This window comes from Agarivorans sp. QJM3NY_30 (genome assembly GCF_050870855.2).
GTDB lineage: Bacteria > Pseudomonadota > Gammaproteobacteria > Enterobacterales > Celerinatantimonadaceae > Agarivorans.
The window spans coordinates 1089752-1102500 of sequence record NZ_CP194038.2; the positions used below are offsets into that span (position 1 = coordinate 1089752).

At 44.2% G+C, this 12749-nt stretch carries 11 protein-coding genes; 8 read left to right on the forward strand and 3 right to left on the reverse strand.

Annotated elements, in window-relative coordinates; translation table 11 throughout:
* Nucleotides 1–24 precede the first annotated feature (24 nt).
* The 3 genes from ACRRSX_RS04985 to ACRRSX_RS04995 are packed head-to-tail and all read left to right on the forward strand — an operon-like array spanning nucleotide 25 to nucleotide 4483.
* On the forward strand, nucleotides 25–3738 hold the full coding sequence (locus ACRRSX_RS04985) for a PilC/PilY family type IV pilus protein (protein ID WP_432454293.1): 3714 nt from the start codon (nucleotides 25–27) through the stop codon (nucleotides 3736–3738).
* Complete coding sequence (locus ACRRSX_RS04990; protein ID WP_432454292.1) at nucleotides 3739–4170, forward strand: type IV pilin protein; 432 nt, start codon at nucleotides 3739–3741, stop codon at nucleotides 4168–4170.
* A 1-nt stretch (nucleotide 4171) separates the two neighbouring features.
* Nucleotides 4172–4483 (forward strand): hypothetical protein, encoded by a 312-nt coding sequence (locus ACRRSX_RS04995; RefSeq protein WP_432454290.1) that lies wholly within the window; start codon nucleotides 4172–4174, stop codon nucleotides 4481–4483.
* An 8-nt stretch (nucleotides 4484–4491) separates the two neighbouring features.
* Here ACRRSX_RS04995 and ACRRSX_RS05000 read toward each other — a convergent pair whose 3' ends face one another.
* A complete protein-coding gene (locus tag ACRRSX_RS05000; RefSeq protein ID WP_432454289.1) occupies nucleotides 4492–5016 on the reverse strand; it encodes a GspH/FimT family pseudopilin in 525 nt (174 codons plus the stop codon).
* 223 nt (nucleotides 5017–5239) lie between these two features.
* On the opposite strand from ACRRSX_RS05000, the gene ACRRSX_RS05005 reads away from it, so the two are divergent.
* Nucleotides 5240–5578 carry a P-II family nitrogen regulator gene (locus tag ACRRSX_RS05005; protein ID WP_220718788.1) on the forward strand — a complete coding sequence of 113 codons (339 nt, stop codon included), beginning with the start codon at nucleotides 5240–5242 and terminating at the stop codon, nucleotides 5576–5578.
* 51 nt (nucleotides 5579–5629) lie between these two features.
* Here the strand turns inward: ACRRSX_RS05005 and ACRRSX_RS05010 are convergent, their stop codons facing one another.
* Nucleotides 5630–6364 carry an outer membrane protein assembly factor BamD gene (locus ACRRSX_RS05010; RefSeq protein WP_432454288.1) on the reverse strand — a complete coding sequence of 245 codons (735 nt, stop codon included), beginning with the start codon at nucleotides 6362–6364 and terminating at the stop codon, nucleotides 5630–5632.
* Between the two features lie 253 nt (nucleotides 6365–6617).
* Here ACRRSX_RS05010 and rluD point away from each other — a divergent pair, with 253 nt between their 5' ends.
* From rluD to clpB, 3 genes are all read left to right on the forward strand, one after another.
* Nucleotides 6618–7586 (forward strand): 23S rRNA pseudouridine(1911/1915/1917) synthase RluD, encoded by a 969-nt coding sequence (rluD, locus tag ACRRSX_RS05015; protein WP_432454286.1) that lies wholly within the window; start codon nucleotides 6618–6620, stop codon nucleotides 7584–7586.
* Nucleotides 7587–7589: 3 nt separating this feature from the next.
* Entirely contained in the window at nucleotides 7590–8321 is a 732-nt protein-coding gene (gene pgeF / locus ACRRSX_RS05020) for a peptidoglycan editing factor PgeF (protein WP_432454284.1), read from the forward strand.
* 117 nt (nucleotides 8322–8438) lie between these two features.
* Entirely contained in the window at nucleotides 8439–11009 is a 2571-nt protein-coding gene (gene clpB, locus ACRRSX_RS05025; protein WP_432454283.1) for an ATP-dependent chaperone ClpB, read from the forward strand.
* Between the two features lie 24 nt (nucleotides 11010–11033).
* Here the strand turns inward: clpB and ACRRSX_RS05030 are convergent, their stop codons facing one another.
* Nucleotides 11034–11306 carry a hypothetical protein gene (locus tag ACRRSX_RS05030; RefSeq protein ID WP_432454282.1) on the reverse strand — a complete coding sequence of 91 codons (273 nt, stop codon included), beginning with the start codon at nucleotides 11304–11306 and terminating at the stop codon, nucleotides 11034–11036.
* Between the two features lie 179 nt (nucleotides 11307–11485).
* On the opposite strand from ACRRSX_RS05030, the gene pssA reads away from it, so the two are divergent.
* Entirely contained in the window at nucleotides 11486–12325 is an 840-nt protein-coding gene (gene pssA / locus ACRRSX_RS05035) for a CDP-diacylglycerol--serine O-phosphatidyltransferase (protein ID WP_432454281.1), read from the forward strand.
* Nucleotides 12326–12749 lie beyond the last annotated feature (424 nt).

Sequence of the window (12749 nt, forward strand, 5' to 3'; positions counted from 1 at the left end):
CTGACACATTTTAGGAGAGAGCGAATGAACGGGCGATTAAAAGCGGGACTATTTGCTTGCTTGTGTTCCGCGGCGGTGACGGTTCCGGTATGGGCAGACGATACAGAGTTATTTCTTTTTGATTTTAATAGCCTCAATTCTGCAGATCCTAAAGTTTTAATTATTTTTGATACTTCAGGCAGCATGGCATGGAATATCACGACCCGCCAAGGTTATAACCGCGATAGTCAAGGTAACGAGAGTTACCAAAATTATCCTATTGGAATCAGCTCGCAAAATAGTCTCGATAACGATTTTATTTATTTTACGGTTAATGGCGTCGATGGTTCTTATATTCCGGTTGGCGCCAATGATGATCGCCGCTTTATTTGGGATATTAATAACTGCGCCGCCTCTTATGAAGCATTAGCCAAAAATGGTGTTTTCACTGGGTATTTTCGAGAACACCGTATTCAAGGAGGTAGCGGCTCTTGGGACGATGTTCGGCTAAATAATGGCGCTAATTATACCGTATTGGATTGTATTGATGATTATGAATTAAGCAGCGACCCGAGTGATGGACGTTTACTCGATGCCAATGGAGACCCGCGCTCATTTACTGTAAAGCTCCAAGATGATGCCGGTAATTTTTATGACAAAGTGGTCTCTACCATTAATCCGGGTCAGTACCGGGAAAGCAATAACGCCTATGTTCCCGCTCCACAGGGCCACCCCATTAATGGAGCGGCGCGTAATACCGAAGATTTTTATACTTTAAATAAAGCAGATGCGGAGCGAACCACGAAAGATACCTTCGATGATGGTTACTTGATAACGTTGTATTCAGCTAATTATTTACGTTGGTACCACTATGCAGATTCGACAACGTCAAGACCTCGAATTGAGATAGCCCAAGAAGCAATGGAGAATGCCTTAGATACCATTAATGGGGTTAAGTTTGGATTGATGGTTTTTAATACTACCAATCATGGTGGTCGGATCATTCGTCGTATTCAAGCCTCCGATGATAATCAAGATTTAATCACGAGTATTGTTGAATTGGATGCAAATGGTGGAACCCCCTTGGTTGAAACCTTAATGGAGGCCAAACACTACTTTGCGGGGGAACCGGTGGTATATGGCTTGGAAGGTTCACGTCGAAGCCAAAGAGATACTGCTGCAGAGTCTTCTGGGAGCTATATCTCCCCCTATGATGTGGGCTGTGATGCTTCGATTAGCATTATTTATATTACCGATGGAACGCCGACCGTTGATGATGAAGAAAATGGTAATGTAACCGCCTTGCCAATTAATACCAATAACGTGCAAGGCTGCGATGAGAACGCAAGCACTGTCGCGGATTGTTCTTGGAAAGATCCGGTTGGCTTTGGCACCGGAAATGAAACCAGCTATTTACCGGTATTAGCCAAGTGGATGAACACCAACGATATCAACCCAGACGTAAGCGGTAGGCAGTATGCTAAAATTTCGACCATTGGTTTTGGTGAAGATGTTATTCAAGGTGGCTCAGCAATGCTTATTAAGACCGCTGAAAACGCTCAGGGACGTTTTTACCCCGCAGAGGATGGCGTTGAATTAGAATCAGCCTTTCGCCAAGCCTTGATTGGAATTTATGAAGAAAGCTCTTCCTTAGTCTCTCCGGCAGTAACCAGTAATAACTTTGACCGAACCCGCACCCTGGATCGGGTGTATTACGCGATGTTCAAACCCTCGTTAAGTCCGCGTTGGCGTGGCAATTTAAAAAAATTACAGCTCTCGTCGGCTGGTTATATGAGTGATCAGAACGGAAACCCTGCGATTGGTGCCGATGGTTCAATTATCGATGAAGCAAAGACTTATTGGTCCTCAGTTAAAGATGGCAATAATGTCGAATTAGGTGGTGTATCTGAAAGCCTTGTGAGCAATCAAGCTCGAGTGGTGTATTTTAATCAAAGTGACCGCGGCAATTTTGCTACTTTATCTTCGACTAACCTCACAACCAAAGCAGGCTCCGCTGCAAATTTGGCCAATCATTTGGGCGTGAATGAAGATGCGCTGACTGAGCAAGTAAATTGGATCCTTGGATTGGATGTTGATGATGATGATGGTGATAGCAATACCACCATTCGTAATGACTTGATGGGAGATCCGCTGCACTCTCGTCCGCTCGTGATTAATTATGGCTTGCGCTCTGGTGCAGCCAGTACCAGCGCCGACCCGAATGATATGGATATTCGTATTCTGGTTGGCACCAATGGTGGTGCCTTGCATATGTTTAAAGACTCGGGTGCGACGGTAGCGGAAAGCTGGGCATTTTTTCCTTATGAGCTGTTAGGTCGCCAGCTGGCATTACGTAATAACGTTGCAAGTTCCCAGCATATATACGCTATTGATGGTACCCCAAGCGTTTTTCTAAAGGATGTTGATAATGATGGTAAGTACAGCACTTCGGGAGATCAGGTGCTTGTATTTACCGGTTTACGTCGTGGGGGCGATGCCTATTATGGGATGGATTTAACCGATCCTGATTCACCTAAAATGCTTTGGAGGCTGAATAGTTCTTCAGCTGGTTTGTCGGAGTTAAGTCAAACTTGGTCACAACCGTCAGTCGCTTATGTGCCAGGACATAGCAACCCAGTGGTTATTTTTGGCGGTGGTTATGATGTGAATCAAGATTCGATGAATCCTGTGAGTGACAGCAAAGGAAGAGCGATATTCATCGTTGATGCAATGACTGGTGAACGTGTTTGGAGTTTAACAAATACTGGCGATAGCCGTTTAACACATAGTATTCCAAGTAAGATAGCGACTTTGGATAGTGATGGAGATGGCAAGATTGACCGTCTATATTTTGGCGATATGGGGGGGCGGGTATGGCGAGTCGACTTATACTCAGAGGATCAAAGTAAATGGGAAATGACAGCCTTAGCGAGCATCAGCGATAGCACAACCGTGACCGAAAGACGTAAATTCTTTACTGAGCCAGTCATTGTTCGAACCTATCTTAAAAAACTGACTCAAATCACCACTGGTGAAGGTGCAGAGCAAGTAACCATCACCGACTCACAGCAAATTCCCTACGATGCAGTGTTGATTGGCTCAGGAGACCGGACTAAACCCGTGACCGATAAAGACCCCAATGGTGTGAATAACAAATTTTATATGTTTCGAGATTATAATGTCCAATCGACAGATTTCACTACAGTTTCAGAAAAGCCCACCGCAATTACTTCTGATGAGCTATACAATATTACCAGTGATCCTATCGGTAGTTTAAGTGATGAAGCGGCGATTGAAAATCAGTTGCTCGCTTTGGGCTCTGCCAAAGGTTGGGTTTATGATTTACTCGATGATGGTGAAAAGTCTTTAGGGAGTGCTTTAGTACTTGGAGGAGAAGTTTACTTCACATCCTTTATTCCGGAAACGACAAATTCGGCCACCTGCACCATTCCTACAATTGGTAAAGGCCGAACTTACGCGGTGAGTATGCATATTGGTACTAACGTGAATAACCAGCGATATTATGATGTGGCAAATAAAGTCCCCGATGACTTGATTATTCATTCTGGTGAAGATGAGCAAGGAGAGTCGGTGATTCGCGTATTTGGCGGAGATCCGGGTGAAGACTTGGTGTTTGATGACCAAAATGATGAGCAAGAGCATACCTGTGAAGAGGATGGTGCTTGTAAGCAGGGGTCTCGTCAGGCAAATGTCGATATGAGTCCAAAACAAATTTACTTTTATTTTAATGAGGACTAGATGAGCAGAGCGATGCGAGGGGTCACTTTAATTGAACTGATGATTGCGGTTGCGATTGTGGCTATATTAGCGGCGGTGGCTTACCCTGCTTATACTTCCTTTGTGGCTGAGTCGCGGCGCAATGAGGCGAAGAAAGAACTCAGTACTTTGGCCGTTTTGCAGGAGCAGTATTACGCAGATAATGCGAGTTACGCCAGTAGCTTAGCTGCATTGGGGCTGACTGCTGCTGGAGTTACGACTTATAACTCTGAGAGTGCATATTACACGATAAGCTTAACCGCTTCGGCTGCGGCAAGCACTTACACTGTCAAAGCGACCGCCATAGGTTCTCAGTTGAACGCTGACAGTGATTGTCGAAGCTTTACGATTAATGAGCAAGGGGCTAAAGCCGCAGTGAATGCCTCGGGAAGCTCTAATCCAGAATGTTGGTAGGATGATGAATAGACTATTATGGTTGTTGTTAGTATTGATGTTGCCTATTTCGGTGAGCTCTGCTCAGACGGTAAAGTGTTATATGCAGGGGGAAAAAGGCATTGACCAGGTGATTATTGCCAGTCCCGGTAAACAAAAATCGAAGCCGCAGCCTTCTATCGGGGATATTCGAGCAGATTTGTATCAGCGTTATGTGAATGACCGTAAAACCATAAAAAGGCTGGGTCACTTGCGTACTTTCGAATGTGTTGATTTTAAAGATAAATTCAGTTCAGAGCAGGCCAATCGCGCCTTTACAGAATTAAACTATTAAGCTCATCGCTAGATGGGACAACTGGTTTTTTCGCTGTCAGTGATAAAGCGAATATTGCCACCTAAAGAAACTTTTACACCTTCAATATAGTGATTGTTATCAGAGCAAAAATAGAGGCTTGCTGAGCTACCATGGCCGAGGACTAAACCGTCACTACCAAAATGTATAGCATTTACAGAACCATAAAAGTTTATTTTGCCAGCTTGGTTATAGGGGGCCGCTGCTTGTAGTATTTGTTCGTTAGCATCGAGTTTTCCATTGTTGTTATTGTCAGCAAAAATCGTTAAACCGTTATTGACGGTGCCTCCGCAGTCACTGCCGTTGGACTGTAATGCACAAATTACCACCCGTTGATTTAAGTTGATTGCCTGCGCTCTGGCAAAGCGGACTTCGCGCATTAAGCGATTAACCGTGGCATCAGCAGACATCGATTGGAATAAATTCGATAAGTTAGGGACTCCGACCCCCAAAAGAATGACCGCAATAGCGACAGTGACCATTAGTTCTAAGAGAGTAAAACCTAGCTGTTTCATTGTGATACTCAATATTGGACTCTATTTAAGCTTATACCTTTTTCTTGAACTTACCGTTTTAATCATTCAATCAAGTGCTGATATGCTTGACACAATGATAAGCAGCAAGTCATTTTGTTAAACTTTTCAAGGTGAAGGTGGTGATAGAAACATTGTTAGTTGCTTAAGCTTGGCTTAAAGTAAAGAGCATAGTTAATAAAATGATGAACATAAGGAAGTACAAATGAAGCAAGTAACAGCCATTATCAAACCATTTAAGATGGATGATGTACGCGAAGCCTTAGCTGAAATTGGTATTACTGGTATGACGGTGACAGAAGTGAAGGGCTTTGGTCGTCAAAAAGGTCACACTGAACTATACCGTGGTGCAGAATACAAAGTGGACTTTTTACCCAAAATGAAGCTAGAGCTAGTGGTGCAAAAAGATGATTTAGAGCGTTGTATTGAAGCGATTGTTCAGACTGCTCAAACGGGAAAAATTGGCGACGGCAAAATTTTTGTGCGTGATGTAGACCGTGTGATCCGTATTCGTACTGGTGAAGAAAACGAAGACGCTATTTGATTTCATAAAAAAGCGAGCTCCATGAGCTCGCTTTTTTAAATGTGTTATTGATTAGTTCGCTTGAATTATTTTTTGAGTCTGCTCGGCCATTTCTTCTACGCCCAAAGCTTTGTAACCTTTTTCCATGACGACCAAAGCTTCTCTAGCGGAGGGGGTATCTGGAAAGTTTTCTACAACATAGCGAGCGCGATTTATCGCCCCAATATAGGCTTCTCGTTTAATATAGTAATTTGCCACAGAAATCTCATTCCGAGCGAGGTTATCTTTTAGGTAAACCATTCGCTGCTGAGCATCTGTGGCATAACCGCTGTGAGGATAACGAGTGATTAGAGTATTAAAATCACTGAAGGCTTGACGAGAAAAACTTGGATCGCGGTCGTAGCGATCAATTCCGACCAAACTTTGAAATAAATTATGGTCAGCCGCCATATTAATTAAGCCACGCATATAGTAGACGTAATCTAGAGAGCTATGAGTGGGGTGATTGCGAATGAAACGATCAGTGCTTGCTAAGGCCATGGCCGTATCGTTGCGTTTATAATATACATAGATTAAATCGAGTTGAACCTGACTAGAATATGGCCCAAATGGGTAACGGGTATCTAGTGCTTCAAGGCTATCCGTGGCATCACTAAAAGAACCATTATTAATCGCAGTCTGCGCATCGGCATACAGCTCTGATGCTGGCTTATCAGGGATTTTAGGTTTCTCTTTGGTGTTCGAAGAGCAAGCGCCTAATATAAGGCCAAGTAGTATGATTGAAATTGTTTGCTGATAAATGCGCATAATTTGGCTAAAAGTCATCTTGGTAATAAATGTGATAGTAGAAAAGTAACACGGGCCACAATGGACACGGTAAGTGTTAAACCAATCACCTCAAATAATGGGCAAACAGTATCCTCTATGCTACTTAAACCGTCAATCATCGAGTGAGATATATGATAGGAAGATGATCCGGTAAACAATTTTCTTCTATGCTTTAGCCTGAGAATGATTACAATAGCCGGTTTTGGCCTTCCTGTCAGAGGTAATACCTAAGATGAGTCAACAATTAGAGTTGCGTGCAATCGTCGACCAAGAACTTGCTGGGGCCCGCCTAGACCAAGCTTTAGCGGCCTTATTTCCCGATTATTCTCGTTCTCGGATAAAAGAATGGATATTGGGGGAGTGTGTTCGTTTGGATGGCGAACTTAAGGTGAAACCGAGGGAAAAGGTTGTTGGTGGAGAAGAGATTATCTTAAACACCGTATTAGAAGATGTAGTTGAAGCGCAAGCAGAAGACATCGAACTGGACATCGTTTACGAAGATGATGACATCTTGGTAATCAATAAACCTATTAATATGGTGGTTCATCCAGGTGCTGGTAATCCTAGTGGCACGATCCTGAATGCCTTATTATATCGCTATCCAGCGATTGCCGAAGTGGCTCGAGCAGGGATTGTTCACCGTCTTGATAAGGATACTTCCGGCTTAATGGTGGTGGCTAAGACGGTTCCCGCTCAAACGCATTTGGTGGAAGCTTTACAAGAGCGCCGTGTGACCCGTGAATATGAAGCGATTGTTACCGGCACCATGACTGCTGGTGGTCTAGTGGATGAACCTATTGGTCGCCATCCAAATAAGCGAACTCATATGGCAGTGGTTCAATCGGGAAAGCCCGCGGTGACTCATTATCGTGTTGCCGAAAAGTTTCGTCAGCATACCCGTATTCGTTTGCGTTTAGAAACTGGGAGAACCCACCAAATTCGGGTTCACATGGCGCATATTGGTCACGCCTTGTTGGGCGATCAAACCTATGGCCGTTTACGTTTACCAAAAGGGGCGAGTGAGGAATTAGTCACCGTAATGCGTGCATTTAAACGCCAAGCTCTACACGCAGTGATGTTACGTCTAGAACATCCCATCACCGGTGAAATGATGGAATGGCATGCACCGGTCCCTCAGGATATTTTAGATATCGCAGAGGCTTTACGTGACGACCACAAACTTAATCCAGATTTAGGTTAGGTTTTGCCAAGTCACCTTGTTGAATGGCCTTGTCCGCCAAATGTTCGAGCCATATTTAGTGACCGTCTTGGTGGCGTGAGTCAAGCGCCCTTTGACTCCTTTAATTTAGGGGATCATGTTGGCGATGCTCGGAGAGCGGTTCAGCAAAATCGTGTCGCTTTTCAGGCTGAGATGCCAGACCAGGTCTGCTGGCTAAAGCAGATCCATAGTACTCAAGTGGTTGATGCGAGTTTGAGTGGCAGTCAAATGGCAGAGGCTGACGCCAGTGTTAGCGACCAACCGGGGGCAGTTTGTGTGGTGATGACCGCAGATTGCTTGCCGATCCTATTATGTGACAAACAAGGTCGAGTGGTGGCTGCGGTTCATGCTGGTTGGCGTGGTTTAGCCAATGGGATCATTGAAAATACCATCGCTAAGATGAAAGTTGCCCCGAAGCAAGTGATGGCATGGATGGGCCCAGCGATTGGCCCAAGTGCCTTTGAAGTGGGTGAAGAGGTCAAACAAGCGTTTGTCGATAGTCACTCAGAGGCATATTTAGCTTTTACTCCAAGCAATAAAGCCAATAAGTATTTTGCTGATATCTTTATGTTGGCCGAGCAACGTCTTACCCAAGCGGGGCTTACCGCAGTCTATTCTGAGCGGTGCTGCACTTATCGTTCAGCACAGCAGTTTTACTCATATCGTCGTGAGGGATTAACTGGCAGAATGGCCGCTGCGATCTGGTTGGAAGAATAACTGGAAACAGTTCACAAAGTTTACCTTTAGCTTGAAAATTAAACATTATTGAGCTTGAAAATTGGCCGTTCAACACCAACATAATAGGTAATAAACTATTTCATGTGGAGGTGTTAGATGCGCCTAGATCGATTCACAAGTAAGTTTCAATTAGCCATCTCTGATGCGCAGTCACTGGCATTGGGTAGAGATCATCAATTCATTGAACCTGTGCATTTAATGTCTGCGATGTTAAATCAAGATGCAGCTTCATTACGTCCATTGTTGGCGGAAGCTGGTATTGAAGGCAGCGCATTACGCTCTCAATTATCGCAGGCCTTAGAGCAACTCCCTCGAGTAGAAGGTACTGGCGGAGATGTTCAACTTTCTAACCAACTGGTGGTTTTGCTTAATCTTTGTGACAAGTTAGCGCAAAAGCGCAAAGATAAGTTTATTTCTTCAGAAATCTTCTTCCTAGCCGTCACCGAGGATAAAGGCAAACTCGGCGATATTATGCGTGGCTTAGGTGCTAATAAAGACAATATTAATAAAGCAATCGAAAAGCTACGTGGGGGTCAGAAAGTCGATGATCCGAATGCTGAAGATCAGCGTCAAGCATTAGAGAAATATACGATTGATCTAACCGAGCGCGCCGAGCAAGGTAAGCTTGATCCAGTGATTGGTCGTGATGATGAAATTCGTCGAACGATTCAAGTGCTGCAACGCCGGACTAAAAATAACCCGGTGTTAATTGGCGAACCTGGTGTTGGTAAAACAGCTATCGCAGAAGGTCTCGCGCAACGCATTATTAACCATGAAGTGCCTGAGGGCTTAAAAAATAAGCGGGTTTTATCCTTAGATATGGGCTCATTGGTGGCGGGGGCCAAATATCGAGGCGAGTTTGAAGAGCGCTTAAAAGCGGTACTCAATGAATTGTCGCAAGAAGAAGGTCAGGTGATCTTATTTATCGACGAGCTACACACTATGGTCGGAGCGGGTAAAGGCGATGGCGCAATGGATGCAGGCAATATGCTTAAACCAGCTCTTGCTCGGGGAGAGTTACACTGTGTTGGCGCCACAACTTTAAATGAATACCGACAATATATTGAAAAAGATGCCGCTTTAGAACGGCGTTTCCAAAAAGTATTGGTGGAAGAACCTAGCGTAGAAGACACCATTGCGATACTACGCGGGCTAAAAGAGCGTTATGAATTGCACCACTCTGTAGAAATTACCGATCCGGCGATTGTGGCGGCGGCAAATTTGTCAAATCGCTATATTTCCGATCGACAATTACCGGATAAGGCTATTGATCTGATCGATGAGGCAGCATCAAGCATCCGTTTGCAAATTGATTCCAAGCCTGAAGCGCTCGATAAATTAGAACGAAAAATTATTCAGCTGAAACTAGAAAGTCAGGCTTTGCAGAAAGAATCAGATAGCGCCAGTCAAAAACGCTTAATGTTGTTAGATGAAGAGCTGACCGATAAAGAACTGCAATTTAAAGAGCTTGATGAAGTATGGAAAGCCGAAAAAGCCGCGTTATCTGGCACTCAACACATTAAGTCTGATTTGGAGCAAGCTCGTTTAGATATGGACGTAGCACGCCGAGCTGGTGATTTGAATCGGATGTCTGAATTGCAATATGGACGAATTCCTGAGTTGGAGCGACAGCTAGATTTGGCGTCTCAGGCGGAAATGCAAGACATGAGTTTACTGCGCAATAAAGTAACCGATGCCGAAATTGCCGATGTGCTCTCGCGTTGGACGGGAATACCAGTAAACCGGATGCTCGAAGGCGAGCGTGAGAAACTGTTGCGCATGGAGCAAGGGTTACATACCCGAGTGATCGGCCAAAGCGAAGCTGTGGTGGCAGTATCAAACGCTATTCGGCGCAGCCGAGCAGGTTTGTCTGACCCAAACCGCCCCATTGGATCGTTTCTATTTTTAGGGCCCACAGGGGTTGGTAAAACTGAGTTATGTAAAGCGCTTGCTGAATTTATGTTTAATACCGAAGACTCAATGGTCCGCATTGACATGTCTGAGTTTATGGAAAAACATTCGGTTGCGCGTTTAGTCGGTGCACCTCCCGGTTATGTGGGTTATGAAGAAGGTGGTTATTTAACCGAGGCGGTGAGGCGACGCCCATACTCGGTGATATTACTAGATGAAGTTGAAAAGGCCCATCCAGATGTATTCAATATCTTACTGCAAGTGCTTGATGATGGGCGGCTAACCGATGGACAAGGGCGTACCGTCGATTTTCGTAATTCAGTCATCATCATGACCTCTAATCTTGGTTCCGATATTATTCAAGAGCGTCATGGCCAAATGACTCATGAGGAAATTAAAGTGGCACTCATGGAGGTTTTATCGCAGCAATTTAGACCTGAATTTATTAACCGTATTGATGAAACCGTCGTGTTTCATCCTTTAGAAGCTGCTCAGATCCGGGAAATCGCGCGAATTCAAGTCCAGCGGCTGGTGCCTCGTTTGGAAGAGCAGGGCTATAAGTTTGAGTTTAGTGATGCGGTGTTGGATAATCTTTGTCAAGCTGGCTTTGATCCGGTTTATGGTGCTCGCCCGCTAAAACGAGCGATTCAACAACGCTTAGAGAACCCGTTAGCCCAAGCGCTTCTCGCAGGTCAGCTTGAACCGGGGAAAACCATTGTGATTGAGTTTGTCGATGGACAACTTCGTTTTGGCTAACCGAAGTTCGCAATCAGCAAGCATCTAACTTTTTGGGTGAAGTGCTTGCTTTAATTGCTGCTTCTCTTTTTGTTTAAGTGTGAAATAGTTTTGAGTTTGTTTGGCATCGAGTAACTTTTGAATCTCGATGTCTTTTTGTTTTACTAAGTTTCGCATGGCTTTCCACATTTGTTTACGGTCACCGTCGAAACTAAAAAGTTCTTCCATTAAACGGTCATAAAGTTGTTCTAAGTGAGCAAACTGTTCAACCTGTTCATTATCCAATTGTAATTGCTCGGTCAATCTACCTATATTCATTGCGATACTACCAAGTTTATGCGCTCGCGATATTTAACGAAACGTAATACAGCGGTCAGAGTGTATTAGTCTTAATATATAGCTCATCGCTGCTTATTTGTCAGTGCAACGCTATTAACAACTAGGGTGATATGCTATTTTTAGCCCACGTTTTTTAGGCAGTTTTATAGAGTAACTAAATGACAGAGCATAAAGTGGGAGAGGGAGCGAGACAAAAAGGTATCTTTTTACTCCCGAATTTATTTACTACCGCGGGTCTTTTTTCTGGATTTTATGCGGTTGTTGCGTCCATGAATGGTCAATTTGAAGCCGCTGCGATTGCTATTTTTGTGGCGATGATCTTTGACGGTGTTGATGGTCGTGTCGCTCGGTTAACCAATACCGAAAGTGCTTTTGGTGCCGAATATGATTCCATGGCGGATATGGTGTCTTTTGGTATCGCACCTGCGTTGGTTGCCTACAATTGGGCATTACATGACTTAGGTAAAATTGGCTGGTTAGCTGCATTCGTTTACACCGTTGGTGCAGCTTTACGTTTGGCGCGCTTTAATACTCAGGTTGGAATTGCCGATAAACGGTTTTTTCAAGGTTTAGCTAGTCCCGCTGCTGCGGCGGTTGTAGCCGGAATGGTGTGGTTTGCCCAAGATATAGATCTCTCCAGAAATAGTGCCGATATTGTGGCTTGTGTTGTGACGGTTATCAGCGGTTTGTTGATGGTCACTAATTTTAAATATCATAGTTTTAAGGGGATTGACCTTAAGGGGCGTGTGCCATTTTTTGCTGTGTTACTGGTGGTATTAGTATTTATTATTGTCGCGGTTAAACCTGCACTCGTATTGTTTACCTTGTTTGCGGCTTATGCCATTTCGGGCCCGATTTACACGATTCGTACAGTGAATAAGCTTAAGATTGAACATGTCGTCGGTGATGAGGAAGATCTTGACTCTAATCATAGCCACACAGAATCAGATTTGAACTCCGTTGAAAAAACATCTACTGAGACTAAAGATGTAAAGTGAGTAATCGTAAGGTATATTCATCAAAAGGCGCTTAATTAAGCGCCTTTTTGTGTGTTTGTTGTACGTTTTTAGATGTATCTACGGAAAAGTCGATAAAGTTTGAAATAATGGTTGCTTTCCTACATTGCTTCCCTATAATGCGACTCCACTGACACGGCGGGCAGCACGCAATAGCGCAGCAGCAAGCGGTCAGGGTTGGTAAGGCCTGAGGCTTTATCAGCGGCGGTTAAACGCTTCAAACTTTCCTTAGAAAAGTTCTTCGGAAAAGATTGAAAAAAGCGGTTGACAGTCACCGAGGATGGCGTAGAATGCGCACCTCGCTTCGCAAGAAGCAACGCTCTTTAACAATTTATCAAGCAATCTGTGTGAGCACTCACAGAGCACTAAGCGAAAAAAATTAGCTTAAGTGGACTGGAGTGACACA

Coding starts and splice junctions, on each gene's coding strand:
- pssA (WP_432454281.1), top strand. CDS start 11,486: ATGACAGAGCATAAAGTGGGAGAGGGAGCGAGACAAAAAGGTATCTTT.
- ACRRSX_RS05000 (WP_432454289.1), bottom strand. CDS start 5,016: ATGAAACAGCTAGGTTTTACTCTCTTAGAACTAATGGTCACTGTCGCT.
- ACRRSX_RS04985 (WP_432454293.1), top strand. CDS start 25: ATGAACGGGCGATTAAAAGCGGGACTATTTGCTTGCTTGTGTTCCGCG.
- clpB (WP_432454283.1), top strand. CDS start 8,439: ATGCGCCTAGATCGATTCACAAGTAAGTTTCAATTAGCCATCTCTGAT.
- ACRRSX_RS05005 (WP_220718788.1), top strand. CDS start 5,240: ATGAAGCAAGTAACAGCCATTATCAAACCATTTAAGATGGATGATGTA.
- ACRRSX_RS05030 (WP_432454282.1), bottom strand. CDS start 11,306: ATGAATATAGGTAGATTGACCGAGCAATTACAATTGGATAATGAACAG.
- ACRRSX_RS05010 (WP_432454288.1), bottom strand. CDS start 6,364: ATGCGCATTTATCAGCAAACAATTTCAATCATACTACTTGGCCTTATA.
- ACRRSX_RS04995 (WP_432454290.1), top strand. CDS start 4,172: ATGATGAATAGACTATTATGGTTGTTGTTAGTATTGATGTTGCCTATT.
- ACRRSX_RS04990 (WP_432454292.1), top strand. CDS start 3,739: ATGAGCAGAGCGATGCGAGGGGTCACTTTAATTGAACTGATGATTGCG.
- rluD (WP_432454286.1), top strand. CDS start 6,618: ATGAGTCAACAATTAGAGTTGCGTGCAATCGTCGACCAAGAACTTGCT.